This window comes from Glaciihabitans sp. INWT7, assembly GCF_014217685.1.
Taxonomy (GTDB): domain Bacteria; phylum Actinomycetota; class Actinomycetes; order Actinomycetales; family Microbacteriaceae; genus Lacisediminihabitans.
Genome location: NZ_CP043653.1, coordinates 2,702,414 through 2,714,969, shown reverse-complemented (window position 1 = coordinate 2,714,969; position 12,556 = coordinate 2,702,414). Strand labels below are relative to the sequence as shown.

Sequence of the window (12,556 nt, the reverse complement as noted above, 5' to 3'; positions counted from 1 at the left end):
GCTGCTCCTATCCGAGGGCGATGAGTTCGAGCGGATCGGCCAGGATACGGCCGATGTCTGCGAGGAAGGCCGAACCTTCGGCGCCGTCCACGAGACGGTGATCGAAGGAGACGCTCAGGGTCATCACCGACCGCAGGGCGATCTCCCCGCGGAACTCCCACGGCTGGCGCCGAATCGCCCCGGTGCAGAGGATGGCCGCCTCTCCCGGGTTGATGATCGGGGTGCCGCTGTCGATGCCGAAACTGCCGATGTTGGTGATGCTGATCGTGCCGCCGGATAGTTCGGAGACGCCGGTCTTGCCGCCGCGCGCGCGAGTCGCCAGACCGGAGAGCGCATCGGCGAGCTCGCGGAGTGTCAGTGAGTTGACATCTGGGACGTTCGGCACCATGAGGCCGCGGGGTGTGGCCACCGCGATGCCGAGATTGACCGCCCGGGGGGTCACGATCTCCTGGCTCGCCTCGTCCCAGCGGGAGTTGAGTTCCGGGTGCCGCAGAGTCACCGTCGCCAGCGCCTTCGCGACGAGCAGCAGCGGGGTGACCCGCGCTCCCTCGAATGCCGGGTGCGCTCGCAGGTGCTCCACCAGCTCGACGGTGGGAGTGACATCCACGGTGAGGAACTCCGTCACATGGGGCGCGGTGAACGCGCTCGAGACCATGGCCGCCGCCGTGCGTTTGCGCACGCCGCTGATGGGTACGCGGATCTCCTCCGGCCGGTCACCAGCCGCGGAGGCGGTGCCGACGGAGCCGGTGCCGCCGGTCGCCGGAGCGCCACTGGCGGCCTCGACATCCGAGCGGATGACCGCACCATTCGATCCCGTGCCGATGACGGTCGTGAGGTCGAGCCCGAGACGCCGGGCGAGATCCCGCACCGGCGGCTTGGCGAGCACGCGCGACGGCGCAGCAGGGGCGGGAGGGGCGAGAGTCGCGGGAGCGGCGGCGGAGTCAGCAGCCACAGCCGGGGCACCCCGGCGACGGCGATGGCCCGACCTCTGGTCGGTCTCGCTCGGGCCGTAGCCGACGAGCATGTTCGACCGGCCGTCTTCGTCCGGCTCCTCCCGCGCGAGATCATCGGCGCCGAAGCTGATGATCGGCGCCCCCACCATCACCGTCTCGCCCTCGGAGACGCGCAGGGAGGAGACGACACCGACAATCGGTGAGGGCAGCTCGACCAGGGCCTTGGCGGTCTCCACCTCGCAGATGATCTGGTTGAGCGCCACCTCGTCACCGGCCTTCACGAGCCAGCGCACGATCTCCGCATCGGTGAGGCCTTCCCCGAGGTCGGGGAGCAGGAAGTCGGTGGCCATCACTGCACCGCCAGGCTTCGGTCGATGGCGTCGAGAACCCGGTCGATGTCCGGCAGGTAGTACTGCTCCACCTTGGACGGCGGGTAAGGGGTGGAATACCCGCCCACCCGGATCACGGGGGATTCGAGCATCCAGAAGCAGCGCTCGGAGATGTGGGCGGCGATCTCGGCCCCGAGCCCGAGGAACGCGGGAGCCTCGTGAACCACGACGAGCCGACCGGTCTTCGCGACCGAGCGCTCGACGGTGACGAAGTCGATGGGGGAGAGCGAACGCAGGTCGATGACCTCCACCGAGGTGCCCTCGGTGGCCGCCTCGCGGGCGGCGGCGAGGGCGGTGGCCACCATCGGTCCGTAGGCGACGACCGTGAGATCCGTCCCCTCTGCGAGCACCCGGGCGTCGAAGAGCCCGAGAGTCGGGGTGCCCTCGAGGTCGACGTCCTGCTTGTCCCAGTAGCGGCGCTTAGGTTCGAAGAACAGCACAGGGTCGTCGGAGGCGATGGCCTGCTGGATCATGCCGTAGGCGTCATCCGCCGACGAGCACGAGACGACGCGGAGGCCGGCGGTGTGTGCGAAGTAGGCCTCGGGCGACTCGGAGTGGTGCTCGACCGCCCCGATCCCCCCGCCGTAGGGCACCCGGATGGTCAGCGGCACGGTGACGGCCCCGTCGGTGCGCTTGTGGATCTTCGCAAGCTGAGACACGATCTGGTCGAAAGCCGGGTAGATGAAGCCGTCGAACTGGATCTCGCAGACGGGCCGATAGCCCCGCATCGCGAGTCCGATGGCGGTGCCGATGATGCCGGATTCCGCGAGCGGGGTATCGAATACCCGCTCCCGGCCGAATTCGGCCTGGAGCTGGTCGGTCACCCGAAAGACGCCGCCGAGCGCCCCGACGTCTTCGCCCATCAGCATCACGCGGTCGTCCGAGTCGAGCGAGCGCCGCAGCCCCGCGTTGATCGCCTTGGCGAGGGAGAGGGTCGTCACTTCTCGGCCGCCTTCGTGTCGGGGATGCCGTGATAGGCGAGGAACTCGACCCGCTCCTCCTCGAGCAGCGAGTGCGGTTCGGAGTAGACGTTCTCGAAGATGGATTCCGGTGCCGGTTCGACGGTTCCGAGGCATCCGGCGCGCACGGAGGCCGCGAACTCGGCGGCCTTCGCTTCCGCCGCGGCGAGCATCTCCGGGGTAGCGAGCCCACGATGCTCGAGGGTTCGCCGCAGCCGATCGATCGGGTCGCGCTCCTTCCACCGGGCGAGCTCGTCGGCATCGCGATAGCGGGTCGGGTCGTCGGATGTGGTGTGCGGCCCCATGCGGTAGGTCACCGCTTCGATGAGGGTGGGTCCGTCGCCGTTGCGCGCACGCTCGGCGGCGTAGCGGGTGACGGCGAGTACCGCCAGCACGTCGTTGCCGTCGACCTGCACGCCCTCGATTCCGAAACCGGCCGCACGCCGCACGATCGGCACCGTGGTCTGCACGCCGACCGGGGCCGAGATGGCGTACTGGTTGTTCTGGCAGAAGAAGACGACCGGGGCGTTGAAGCTCGCGGCGAACCCGAGGGCCTCCGAGAAGTCGCCCTGGCTGGTCGCGCCATCTCCGAAATAGGTGATCGCGATGTCGTCGGAGCGGTCGCGGCGGATGCCCATCCCGTAGCCGACCGCCTGAAGCATCTGCGAACCGACGACGATCGCCGGGGTGGTCATGTTGACCTCGTAGGGGTTCCAGCCCGAGTGGGTCGATCCGCGCCAGAAGCGCAGGATCATGGTGGGATCCACTCCGCGGAGATAGGCGACGGCGTGCTCACGGTAGCTGGCGAAGACGAAGTCCTTCGAGCGCAGGGCGTGGGCGGATCCGACCTGCGCGGCCTCCTGGCCGAGCATCGGCGCCCAGAGGCCGAGCTCGCCCTGGCGCTGCAGTGCGGTGGCCTCGGCGTCGATGCGGCGCACGACAACGAGATCGGTGTACAACTCCACCAGTTCGGCGTCACCGATGTCGCTGACCTGACTCGAGAAGACGGGATGGGAGATGAGGTCACCGCCCGCGGTCGGCAGGAGTGCCACCGCTTCGGAGTGCTCGGTGGTCTCGATCGATGCGATGCTCATGGCTACCGTCCTCGTTGACGTGTATGGATGCGGGCTTCTGCGCCTGCCCGGCTTGTGGCCAGTTGTCCCTGAATAGTGCGCCCTGCAGCGATACTGCACAACCCATCTCTCGAGTGTTGAGCAGAATGCACAACCATCGTGCGTCCAACCGTGCCAGACTGCGATACATGCAAGACCTCGACGGCACCGACGCCCGCATCCTCCTCGCCCTCAGCGACGATGCGCGGCTCTCGGGCGTCGAGCTCGCCCAGCGCCTCGGTCTCTCCCGCAACACCGTGCAGTCCCGGCTCGCCCGGCTCGAGGCCGGGCAACTGCTCGGCAGCATGGATCAGCGCGTGCAGCACCGGGCCCTGGGCTATCCGCTCACCGCCTTCGTCGCGGCCCGGGTCGACCAGCACCGCCTGCAGGAGATCGAGTCCGCGCTCACCGACATCCCCGAGGTGGTGGAGGTGCACGGCATCGCCGGGGACGCCGACATCCTGATCCGTGTTGTTGCTCAGGACACCGACGATCTCTACCGCATCGCCGGGGTCATCCTGGCGTCACCGGGAATCGAGCGCACCGAGGTCTCGCTGTCGATGCGGGAGATGGTGTCCTACCGCACTACACCGCTGTTGCGGCAGCGCGCCGGTCTCAGCGACTGACCGTCGCGGTGATGACCGCGATCGATTGCGTGTCTTCGATCGTCGGAGGCACGACGTAGTCCTCCCCGTTCACGATCTGACGCATGGTCTTGCGCAGGATCTTGCCCGACCGGGTCTTCGGAAGTCCGGAGACCACCACAACGTCGCGGAATGCAGCGACGGCTCCGATCTGCTCCCGCACCATCGAGACCAGGTCGGCGGCCAGGGCATCGTCGGTGATCTCCGCACCACTCTTCAGCACCACGTAGCCCATCGGTTTCTGGCCCTTGATCTCGTCGTGCACCCCGATCACCGCGCATTCGGCGACGGCCGGATGCTGCGCGAGCACCTGTTCCATCGAGCCCGTCGAGAGTCGGTGGCCCGCCACATTGATGATGTCGTCGGTGCGACCCATCACATAGAGGTAGCCCTCGCGGTCGAAGTAGCCGGAGTCACCAGTGAGGTAGTGGCCGGGGAACACCGAGAGGTATTGGTGCACATAGCGCTCGTCGCCGTTCCACAGCGTCGCGAGGGTGCCGGGGGGCAGCGGCAGGGTGATGACGATGTTCCCCTCGTCGAGGTGCGGCACCGGTTGGCCGTGCTCATCCACGATGCTCACGTTGTACCCGGGCACGGGGAAGGATGGCGATCCGGCACGCAACGGAAGCTCCTCGAGGCCGCGCGGACTCGCGCAGATCGCCCAACCCGTCTCGGTCTGCCACCAGTGGTCGATCACCGGTTTCTCGAGCAGCGCGGTCGCCCAGGTCCAGGTGTCGGGATCGAGGCGCTCGCCGGCGAGGAAGAGGGCGTCGAGGCTCCCGAGGTCGTACTGGCGGGAGAGTTCGGCGTGCGGATCGGCCTTTCGGATGGCGCGCAGCGCGGTGGGGGCGGTGAAGAGGGTCTTCACGCGATAGTCCGAGACCACGCGCCAGAACGCGCCGGCATCCGGGGTTCCCACCGGCTTTCCCTCGTAGAGCACCGTCGTCGCCCCGGCGATGAGGGGACCGTAGACGATATAGGAGTGGCCGACGACCCAGCCGACGTCGCTCGCCGTCCACATCACATCCCCCGGCCCGATGTCGTAGATGTTCTTCATCGACCAGGCCATGGCCACTGCGTGCCCGCCGTTGTCGCGCACGACGCCCTTGGGGGTACCCGTCGTGCCGGAGGTGTAGAGGATGTAGAGCGGATCGGTCGCGGCCACCGCAACGGCAGCGCGCGGCGTCGCCGTCATCGAGTGCTCGTCCCAGTCCCACCAGGCCGTGCCCTCAGTGGCGTGATCGGAGGCCCACCCTGGCACCTATGGGCGGTCCTTCACGATCACGGTTCCGACGGTGTGGGTGCTCAGCTCCAGCGCGGCCGCAATGGTGGGAAGGTACTCGACCACGCGATTCGGCTCGATTCCACCGGTTGCCGTCACGATCACGATCGGTTCGGCGTCATCGATGCGGGCGGCGAGCTCTTTGGCCGCGAAGCCGCCGAACACCACGGAATGCACCGCCCCGAGTCGAGCGCAAGCCAACATGGCGACGAGGGCCTGCGGCATCATCGGCATGTAGATGATCACCCGGTCGCCTTTGGCCACCCCGGCATCGGCGAGCACGCCCGCGAACCTCGACACCTTGTCGAGCAGGGTCGCGTAGGTGTAGCTCTTCTTCTTGCCGACCACGGGGGAGTCGTAGATCAGGGCGATGTTCTCCCCGCGCCCCGCGAGCACGTGGCGGTCGAGTGCGTTGAAACAGGTGTTGAGTTCCGCGCCCGCGAACCACCGGTAGAGCGGCGCAGTGCTGCTGTCGAGGGCGGTGGTGGGCGCGACCGTCCAGTCCACCAGCTTCGCCGCGTCGAGCCAGAAGCCCTCGCGGTCGTCGACGCTCTGGTCGAAGGCCTGCCGGTAACCGCCGGAGTTCACAGTTTGCTCGTGTGGTGCACTCACGGAATACCTCTCCATCGAAGTTGCCCTACCGGTTCTGTATACAGAATGTGGATGAAGTATGACACAGGATGGGTAAACGCGGTCGAAGTGGGCCATAATGTGTACACAGAACCAAATTGCAATCGCAACGGAGGGAAGCAATGGCAGTCACTCAGCGCGCGAGCGACCGGGCATACCAGACCCTCCGTGATGAGATCGTGGAGTGGGAGCTGCGCCCGGGAAGCGTGCTCGGCGAGGTCGAACAGTCCACAAGGCTCGGGGTCTCCCGCACCCCCCTGCGCGAGGCGCTCGCCCGTCTGATGGCGGATGGCCTCGTGTCCCCCCAGTCTGGGCGGGGACTCGTCGTCACCGAGCTGTCGCTTGCCAGCATCCGGGAGATCTTCGAAGTGCGGCAGGCACTCGAAGAACAGGCAGCACGTCTCGCCGCCCGGCGCGGCGACCCGGCGGTATTCCAGCAGCTCGAGATCGAGTTCGCCGCGGTGAATGAACTGCTCGAGCACGATGACCCGGCCCGTCATGCCTACTACGGCCTCGTCGCCCGCCTCGATGAAGCCATCGACGACTCCGTCGACAACTCTTACCTCGCGGCGGCCCTGTCCACGCTCCGCACCCATCTCGTGCGCGTGCGCCGTCTTGCCGTCGACGACCCGGCTCGGCTCTCCGCCGCTGCGGCGGAGCACCTGCTGATCGTGCAGGCGATCGCCGCCCGGGATGCCGAACTCGCTGCCCACGCGACGCAGGTGCACCTGCACCAGGCCCTCCGAAACATCCAGAAGATGGCACAGCTCCACCAGCCGGCGGGCGCCACCAGCCCCGCCCCGAAAGGAACACCGTGAAACTGCACTCCGTCAGAGTCCACCCGAGTTCTGAGAACCTCGCCCGCGAAGACCAGCTCGCGTGGAAGATCGCCCAGGTCGCAGCCGACACCGTGGCGGTCACGCCCGAGGTCACCGAGATGGTGATCAACCGACTGATCGACAACGCAGCGGTGGCCACCGCCTCCATCACCCGCGCTCCGGCCGTCGCCGCCCGGGCGCAGGCCGAAGACCACCCGTACGAACCCGGATCCACCGTGTTCGGCGTCAGCGGGCGTTTCGGTCCCGAGTGGGCGGCCTGGGCCAACGGCGTCGCCGTTCGCGAGCTCGACTATCACGACACCTTCCTCGCGGCCGAGTACTCCCACCCGGGCGACAACATCCCCCCGATCCTCGCGGTCGCCCAGCACGTCGGATGCACCGGCGCCGACCTCGTGCGCGGAATCGCCACGGGCTATGAGATCCAGGTGGACCTGGTGAAGGCGATCAGCCTGCACGCCCACAAGATCGACCACGTGGCTCACCTCGGCCCGTCGGCCGCCGCGGGAATCGGCACGATGCTCCACCTCTCGCCGGAGGTGATCTTCCAGTCGATCGGACAGGCGCTGCACACCACCACGGCCACCCGCCAGTCCCGCAAGGGCGAGATCTCCACCTGGAAGGCCTACGCTCCTGCCTTCGCCGGCAAGATGGCCGTCGAAGCGGTGGATCGAGCCATGCGCGGCCAGACCAGCCCGACCCCCATCTACGAGGGCGAGGACGGCGTGATCGCCTGGCTGCTCGACGGGCCGGACGCCCACTACGAGGTTCCCCTTCCCGAGGCCGGGGAGGCGAAGCGGGGCATCCTCGACACCTATACGAAGGAGCATTCGGCCGAGTACCAGGCGCAGGCCTGGATCGACCTCGCCCGCAAGCTGCACAACGAATATCCCGCTCTCGGGCAGGCCGGCAACATCGAGCGCGTCATCATCCGTACCTCGCACCACACCCACTACGTGATCGGATCCGGCGCGAACGACCCGCAGAAGTACGACCCGACAGCGAGCCGCGAGACCCTCGACCACTCGATCCCCTACATCTTCACGGTCGCGCTTCAGGACGGCGAGTGGCACCATGAGCGGTCCTACGCGCCCGAGCGGGCTGGCCGGCCCGACACCGTCGCACTCTGGAACCGTGTGGTCACCGAGGAAGACCCGGAGTGGACACGCCGCTACCACTCCAACGACCCGGCCGAGAAAGCGTTCGGCGGAAGCGTGGCCATCACCCTCACCGACGGCGCCACGATCGTCGACGAGATCGCGGTGGCGGATGCCCACCCGCTCGGCGCCCGACCCTTCGCACGCGAGCACTACATCGCGAAATTCCGGGCGCTCGCGGCGGACATCCTCGAGCCGGCGGAGATCGAGCGCTTCCTCGCGCTCGTGCAGCGGCTGCCGGAGCTGACCGCCGAGGAGCTGGGCGGTCTCACCGTCACCGCCCGGCCCGGACTGCTGGCCACCGGCCCGAAGGGACTCTTCTGATGCTGTATTCCTCCTTGACCCCCGCCGAGAAGCGCGCCACGTTCCGCACGGCGCTGTCGAGCGGACGCCTCCAGCTGGTGCCCGGCGCCTTCAACCCGCTGAGCGCGAAGCTCATCCAGGACAAGGGCTTCGACGGGGTCTACATCTCCGGCGCCGTCATCGCCGCCGACCTGGGCCTGCCCGACATCGGGCTCACGACCCTCACCGAGGTGGCGAACCGGGCGAAGCAGATCAGTCGCATGACCGACCTTCCCTCCCTGGTCGACGCGGACACCGGATTCGGCGAGCCGATGAACGTCGCCCGCACGGTGCAGGAGCTCGAGGATGCCGGTGTCGCCGGCCTGCACATCGAGGACCAGATCAATCCGAAGCGGTGCGGTCACCTCGACGGCAAGGCCGTCGTGGACGCGGACACCGCCACCAAGCGCATCCGTGCGGCAGTGGATGCGCGCCGCGACCCGAACCTGCTGATCATGGCGCGCACCGACATCCGGGCGATCGACGGATTGGCCGTCGCCATCGATCGTGCGAAGGCGCTCGTGGATGCCGGTGCCGACGCGATCTTCCCGGAGGCCATGAAAGACCTCGGAGAGTTCGAGGCTATCCGCGCGGCGGTCGATGTGCCGATCCTCGCCAACATGACCGAGTTCGGCAAGAGTGAGCTGTTCACGAACGATCAGCTCGCCGGTGTGGGCATCAACCTGGTGATCTACCCGGTGAGTCTGCTCCGCCTCGCCATGGGTGCCGCGGAGCGCGGGCTCGATACGATCAAGGGGGAAGGTTCGCTCAACTCGGAGGTGCCGAACATGCAGACGCGTGCGCGGCTCTACGAACTGCTCGACTACGAGGCGTACAACGCCTTCGACACGAGCGTCTTCAACTTCACCCTCAGCTAGGAGCAGAAACATGGCAGATCCAGACATCAAGAAGGGTCTCGCGGGAGTCGTCGTCGACTACACCGCGGTCTCCAAGGTGAACCCCGACACCAATTCGCTGCTGTACCGGGGCTATCCCGTGCAGGAGCTCGCAGCCAACTGCTCCTTCGAAGAGGTGGCATACCTGCTCTGGCACGGGGAGCTTCCGGATGATCGCCAGCTGGCGGATTTCGAAACGCTCGAACGCTCGCAGCGCTCGCTCGACGACAACGTGAAGCGAGTGATCGACGACCTGCCGCTCACCGCGCACCCGATGGATGTCGTGCGCACCGCGGTCAGCGTGATCGGCGCAAATGACCCCAGCGCCGATGATGCGAGTGCGGAATCGAACCTGGCCAAGTCCATCTCGTTGCTGGCAAAGCTGCCCGCGATCGTCTCGTACGACCAGCGCCGCCGCCGCAACCAGGAGCTGGTCGAGCCGCGCGACGACCTCGGATACTCGGCCAACTTCCTGCACATGACCTTCGGCGACGTGCCCGATCTCGTGGTCGTGAATGCGTTCGACGTGTCGATGATCCTGTACGCGGAGCACTCGTTCAACGCCTCCACCTTCACCGCGCGGGTGATCACCTCGACTCTCGCCGATCTCTATTCGGCTGTCGTCGGTGCGGTCGGAGCCCTCAAGGGCCCGCTCCACGGGGGAGCCAACGAGGCCGTCATGCACGTCTTCGACGAGATCGGCACCGCAGACCAGGCCCAGGCGTGGCTCGAGACTGCGCTCGCCGAGAAGCGCAAGATCATGGGCTTCGGCCACCGGGTCTACAAGAACGGAGACTCGCGCGTACCCACCATGAAGGCGGCCCTCGACACTCTGATCGCCGAGTACGACGCTCAGCCGCTTGCGGAGCTCTACGACAGCCTCGAGGCCGCGATGGGCGAGGCGAAGAACATCAAGCCGAACCTGGACTACCCCTCCGGCCCGGCCTACAACCTCATCGGCTACGACACCGAGATGTTCACCCCGCTGTTCGTCGCGAGCCGCATCACCGGCTGGACCGCGCACATCATGGAACAGCGCGCAGCGAACGCGCTCATCCGCCCGCTCAGCCTGTACAACGGGCCGGACGAGCGGCACGTTCCGGCATCGGAGCGGAACTAGGGGGAGACGAGGTGCGTCGCCCCTCGGTCTACTTCTGGCTGAACCTCGGCTTCGTCGTGGTGCTGGTCGGCCTGCTGCTGGGGGCCGCTTCGCAGCCGTGGTTCTTCGTCGTCGCGGTCGCCTGGGCCGTGGTGGGCTTCATCGTCACGGCGCGCAATCGTCGCAACCGGCCCGGACCGCCGAACCTCTTCGACGACGAGCCCCGCTAGGGACGCACTCTTCTGTCGGCTCGTGTTTCTGTCGGCTCGTGCTTCTGTCGGCTCGTGGATGTCGCGGGCCACACAAGGGTGCGACTCACCCCGCCTGGGAGACGGCTTGCCGCCGGCTCAGTTGACCGCGCCGGTCCACTTCTCGCCGGCACCGAAGCCCGGGGCATCCGGGATCGGGGATGCCTCGCGGAACGCCAGCTGCACGGATCGCAGGCCATCCCGCAGCGCGCGGGCGTGCTGGTCGCCGAGATCGGGGGCGCTGGCGGTGATCAGGCCGGCCAGCGCGTTGATCAGCTTGCGGGCCTCGTCGAGGTCGAGCTGGGTGTCCGGATCGTCCGCCAGCCCACACTTCACCGCGGCGGCACTGAGCAGATGCACGGCGACCGTATTGATGACCTCGATCGCGGGAACGTCCGCGATATCCCGCGCGGCATCATTCTCGTGGGTGTGGCCGGGTTCTGAATGATCCTGCTGGTTCATCGGGCGTTTCCTCTGTTACACTGAACGCTGGCTCCGGGCCCTGCAAGGGATCCCGGAACGAAAGTGGAGATTCTCCCACCCGCGCTTGACCGCTGAGTGATGTGTTTACTTAACATCGCTGATGACGAGGTTACCGGGTTGTTGCGGTCCGCCTGTTCCTCCTCACGGAGGTGCGGGTAGTCAGGTCGCCGTGCCGAAGTGTCCGAAGAAAGTCGGATGCCGGGGGCGCGTGAATTTCTTCAGTCGTCGTGAGTCCGGCACATCGCCGAATCCACAGGCCAACACGACCGACTAAGGAGTTACGCATCAGCGATCCCCGTACCAATGACCGAATCCGCGTTCCGGAGGTCCGACTTGTTGGCCCCAATGGCGAACAGGTCGGTGTAGTGCGCATTGAAGACGCTATTCGTCTTGCCCAGGAGGCAGACCTGGATTTGGTTGAGGTTGCTCCCAATTCCAAGCCTCCCGTCGCCAAGATCATGGACTTCGGCAAGTTCAAGTACGAAACAGCGCAGAAGGCGAAAGAAGCCAAGCGCAACCAGTCCAACACCATCCTCAAAGAGGTGCGGTTCCGCCTCAAGATCGATGTGCACGACTACGAGACCAAGCGCAAGCGCGCCGAAGGATTCCTTCAGGGCGGCGACAAGGTGAAGGCAATGATCCTGTTCCGTGGTCGCGAGCAGTCGCGCCCCGAGCAGGGTGTGCGCCTGCTGCAGCGTTTCGCGGAAGATGTGTCGGAATTCGGCAGCGTCGAGTCGACCCCGATGATCGATGGCCGCAACATGGTCATGGTGATCGGGCCGCTCAAGACCAAGGCCGAGGTCAAGGCAGAGCATGATGCCAAGGTCGCGAAGTCGAAGCCGGAGCGCACCGAGCGCCCCGCGAGTGCAGAGCTCCCCGCGCTGCCGCCCGAGTCGGTCAAGGCCGCGACGGATGCCGCAGCCCACCCGGTTGGCGAGGCTCCGGCCGCGGCTCGCGTCGAAGCACGGAAGGCACCCACGGTCGAGACCAAGGCCGCTCCGTCGGTGGAGGCGGCCCCGGCCGCCTCCACGCCGGCTGCGTCCCCCGCCACCAAGGCTGCGCCCGCCACAACCGCTGCCGCCTCGCCGGCCCCGGCAGCGAAGGCTGCTCCGGCCGCCGCCGCGAAGGCCACCCCGGCACCGCGCGCGACCCCCACCCCGGCCGCCGCGTCCAAGCCCACGCCGGCGACGGCCTCCAAGCCGGTACCTCGCCCGGCCCCCACCCCCGGAAACGCGCCGAAGCCGCGCGCGGTTCCGCCCAAGACTGCACCAGCAGATGTGACGTCGGACTAGTTCCGACGAGTAGCACCAAAAAGGAGAGATATGCCCAAGCAGAAGACGCACTCCGGCACCAAGAAGCGATTCAAGGTCACCGGTAGCGGAAAGATCATGAAGCAGCAGGCTGGCATGCGCCACAACCTGGTAACCAAGTCGGGCCAGCGCAAGCGCCGCCTCAACCAGGACCAGGTCATCGCCCCGGCGAACGTCAAGGCCATCAAGAAGCTTCTCGGCATCTAACGCCGAGCC

The 12,556-nt window shown here is 67.1% G+C and carries 12 protein-coding genes and 1 pseudogene; 8 read left to right on the top strand and 5 right to left on the bottom strand.

All coding sequences use genetic code 11. From position 1 onward, the window contains the following. Nucleotides 1-7 precede the first annotated feature (7 nt). The 3 genes from F1C58_RS13070 to pdhA are packed head-to-tail and all read right to left on the bottom strand — an operon-like array spanning nt 8 to nt 3,395. On the bottom strand, nt 8-1,303 hold the full coding sequence (locus F1C58_RS13070; RefSeq protein ID WP_185201508.1) for a dihydrolipoamide acetyltransferase family protein: 1,296 nt from the start codon (nt 1,301-1,303) through the stop codon (nt 8-10). Then, a complete protein-coding gene (locus F1C58_RS13065; RefSeq protein WP_185204217.1) occupies nt 1,303-2,283 on the bottom strand; it encodes an alpha-ketoacid dehydrogenase subunit beta in 981 nt (326 codons plus the stop codon). Before F1C58_RS13065 ends, F1C58_RS13070 begins: the two co-directional genes overlap by 1 nt. Continuing rightward, nucleotides 2,280-3,395, bottom strand: coding sequence for a pyruvate dehydrogenase (acetyl-transferring) E1 component subunit alpha (gene pdhA / locus F1C58_RS13060; RefSeq protein ID WP_185201507.1), 1,116 nt, complete (start codon nt 3,393-3,395; stop codon nt 2,280-2,282). Before pdhA ends, F1C58_RS13065 begins: the two co-directional genes overlap by 4 nt. A gap of 167 nt (nt 3,396-3,562) precedes the next feature. Between pdhA and F1C58_RS13055 the strand changes: the two genes are divergently transcribed. Continuing rightward, nucleotides 3,563-4,039, top strand: a complete 477-nt coding sequence (locus F1C58_RS13055; protein ID WP_185201506.1) for an Lrp/AsnC family transcriptional regulator — start codon at nt 3,563-3,565, stop codon at nt 4,037-4,039. Here the strand turns inward: F1C58_RS13055 and F1C58_RS13050 are convergent. Further along, nucleotides 4,029-5,966 (bottom strand): annotated as a pseudogene (locus tag F1C58_RS13050) (propionyl-CoA synthetase). The gene F1C58_RS13055 and the pseudogene F1C58_RS13050 sit on opposite strands and share 11 nt — an antisense overlap. 125 nt (nt 5,967-6,091) lie before the next feature. Here F1C58_RS13050 and F1C58_RS13045 point away from each other — a divergent pair. Genes F1C58_RS13045 through F1C58_RS13025 form a run of 5 tightly spaced genes read left to right on the top strand, consistent with a single transcriptional unit; the run spans nt 6,092 to nt 10,529 of the window. Continuing rightward, the gene (locus F1C58_RS13045; protein ID WP_185201505.1) at nt 6,092-6,787 is read left to right on the top strand and encodes a GntR family transcriptional regulator; all 696 of its coding nucleotides are present in this window, start codon (nt 6,092-6,094) and stop codon (nt 6,785-6,787) included. Beyond that, on the top strand, nt 6,784-8,286 hold the full coding sequence (locus F1C58_RS13040) for an MmgE/PrpD family protein (RefSeq protein WP_185201504.1): 1,503 nt from the start codon (nt 6,784-6,786) through the stop codon (nt 8,284-8,286). The genes F1C58_RS13045 and F1C58_RS13040 overlap by 4 nt, the downstream gene beginning before the upstream one ends. Next, entirely contained in the window at nt 8,286-9,182 is an 897-nt protein-coding gene (gene prpB, locus F1C58_RS13035; protein ID WP_185201503.1) for a methylisocitrate lyase, read from the top strand. Before F1C58_RS13040 ends, prpB begins: the two co-directional genes overlap by 1 nt. 10 nt (nt 9,183-9,192) lie before the next feature. Beyond that, nucleotides 9,193-10,320 carry a bifunctional 2-methylcitrate synthase/citrate synthase gene (locus F1C58_RS13030; protein ID WP_185201502.1) on the top strand — a complete coding sequence of 376 codons (1,128 nt, stop codon included), beginning with the start codon at nt 9,193-9,195 and terminating at the stop codon, nt 10,318-10,320. Nucleotides 10,321-10,331: 11 nt separating this feature from the next. Beyond that, nucleotides 10,332-10,529 (top strand): hypothetical protein, encoded by a 198-nt coding sequence (locus F1C58_RS13025; RefSeq protein ID WP_185201501.1) that lies wholly within the window; start codon nt 10,332-10,334, stop codon nt 10,527-10,529. Nucleotides 10,530-10,646: 117 nt separating this feature from the next. On the opposite strand, the gene F1C58_RS13020 is transcribed toward F1C58_RS13025, so the two are convergent. Further along, on the bottom strand, nt 10,647-11,009 hold the full coding sequence (locus tag F1C58_RS13020) for a DUF1844 domain-containing protein (RefSeq protein ID WP_185201500.1): 363 nt from the start codon (nt 11,007-11,009) through the stop codon (nt 10,647-10,649). A gap of 248 nt (nt 11,010-11,257) precedes the next feature. On the opposite strand from F1C58_RS13020, the gene infC reads away from it, so the two are divergent. Next, nucleotides 11,258-12,322, top strand: a complete 1,065-nt coding sequence (gene infC, locus F1C58_RS13015) for a translation initiation factor IF-3 (RefSeq protein ID WP_255461111.1) — start codon at nt 11,258-11,260, stop codon at nt 12,320-12,322. Nucleotides 12,323-12,352: 30 nt separating this feature from the next. Further along, nucleotides 12,353-12,547 carry a 50S ribosomal protein L35 gene (rpmI, locus tag F1C58_RS13010; RefSeq protein WP_185201499.1) on the top strand — a complete coding sequence of 65 codons (195 nt, stop codon included), beginning with the start codon at nt 12,353-12,355 and terminating at the stop codon, nt 12,545-12,547. Nucleotides 12,548-12,556: the final 9 nt, after the last annotated feature.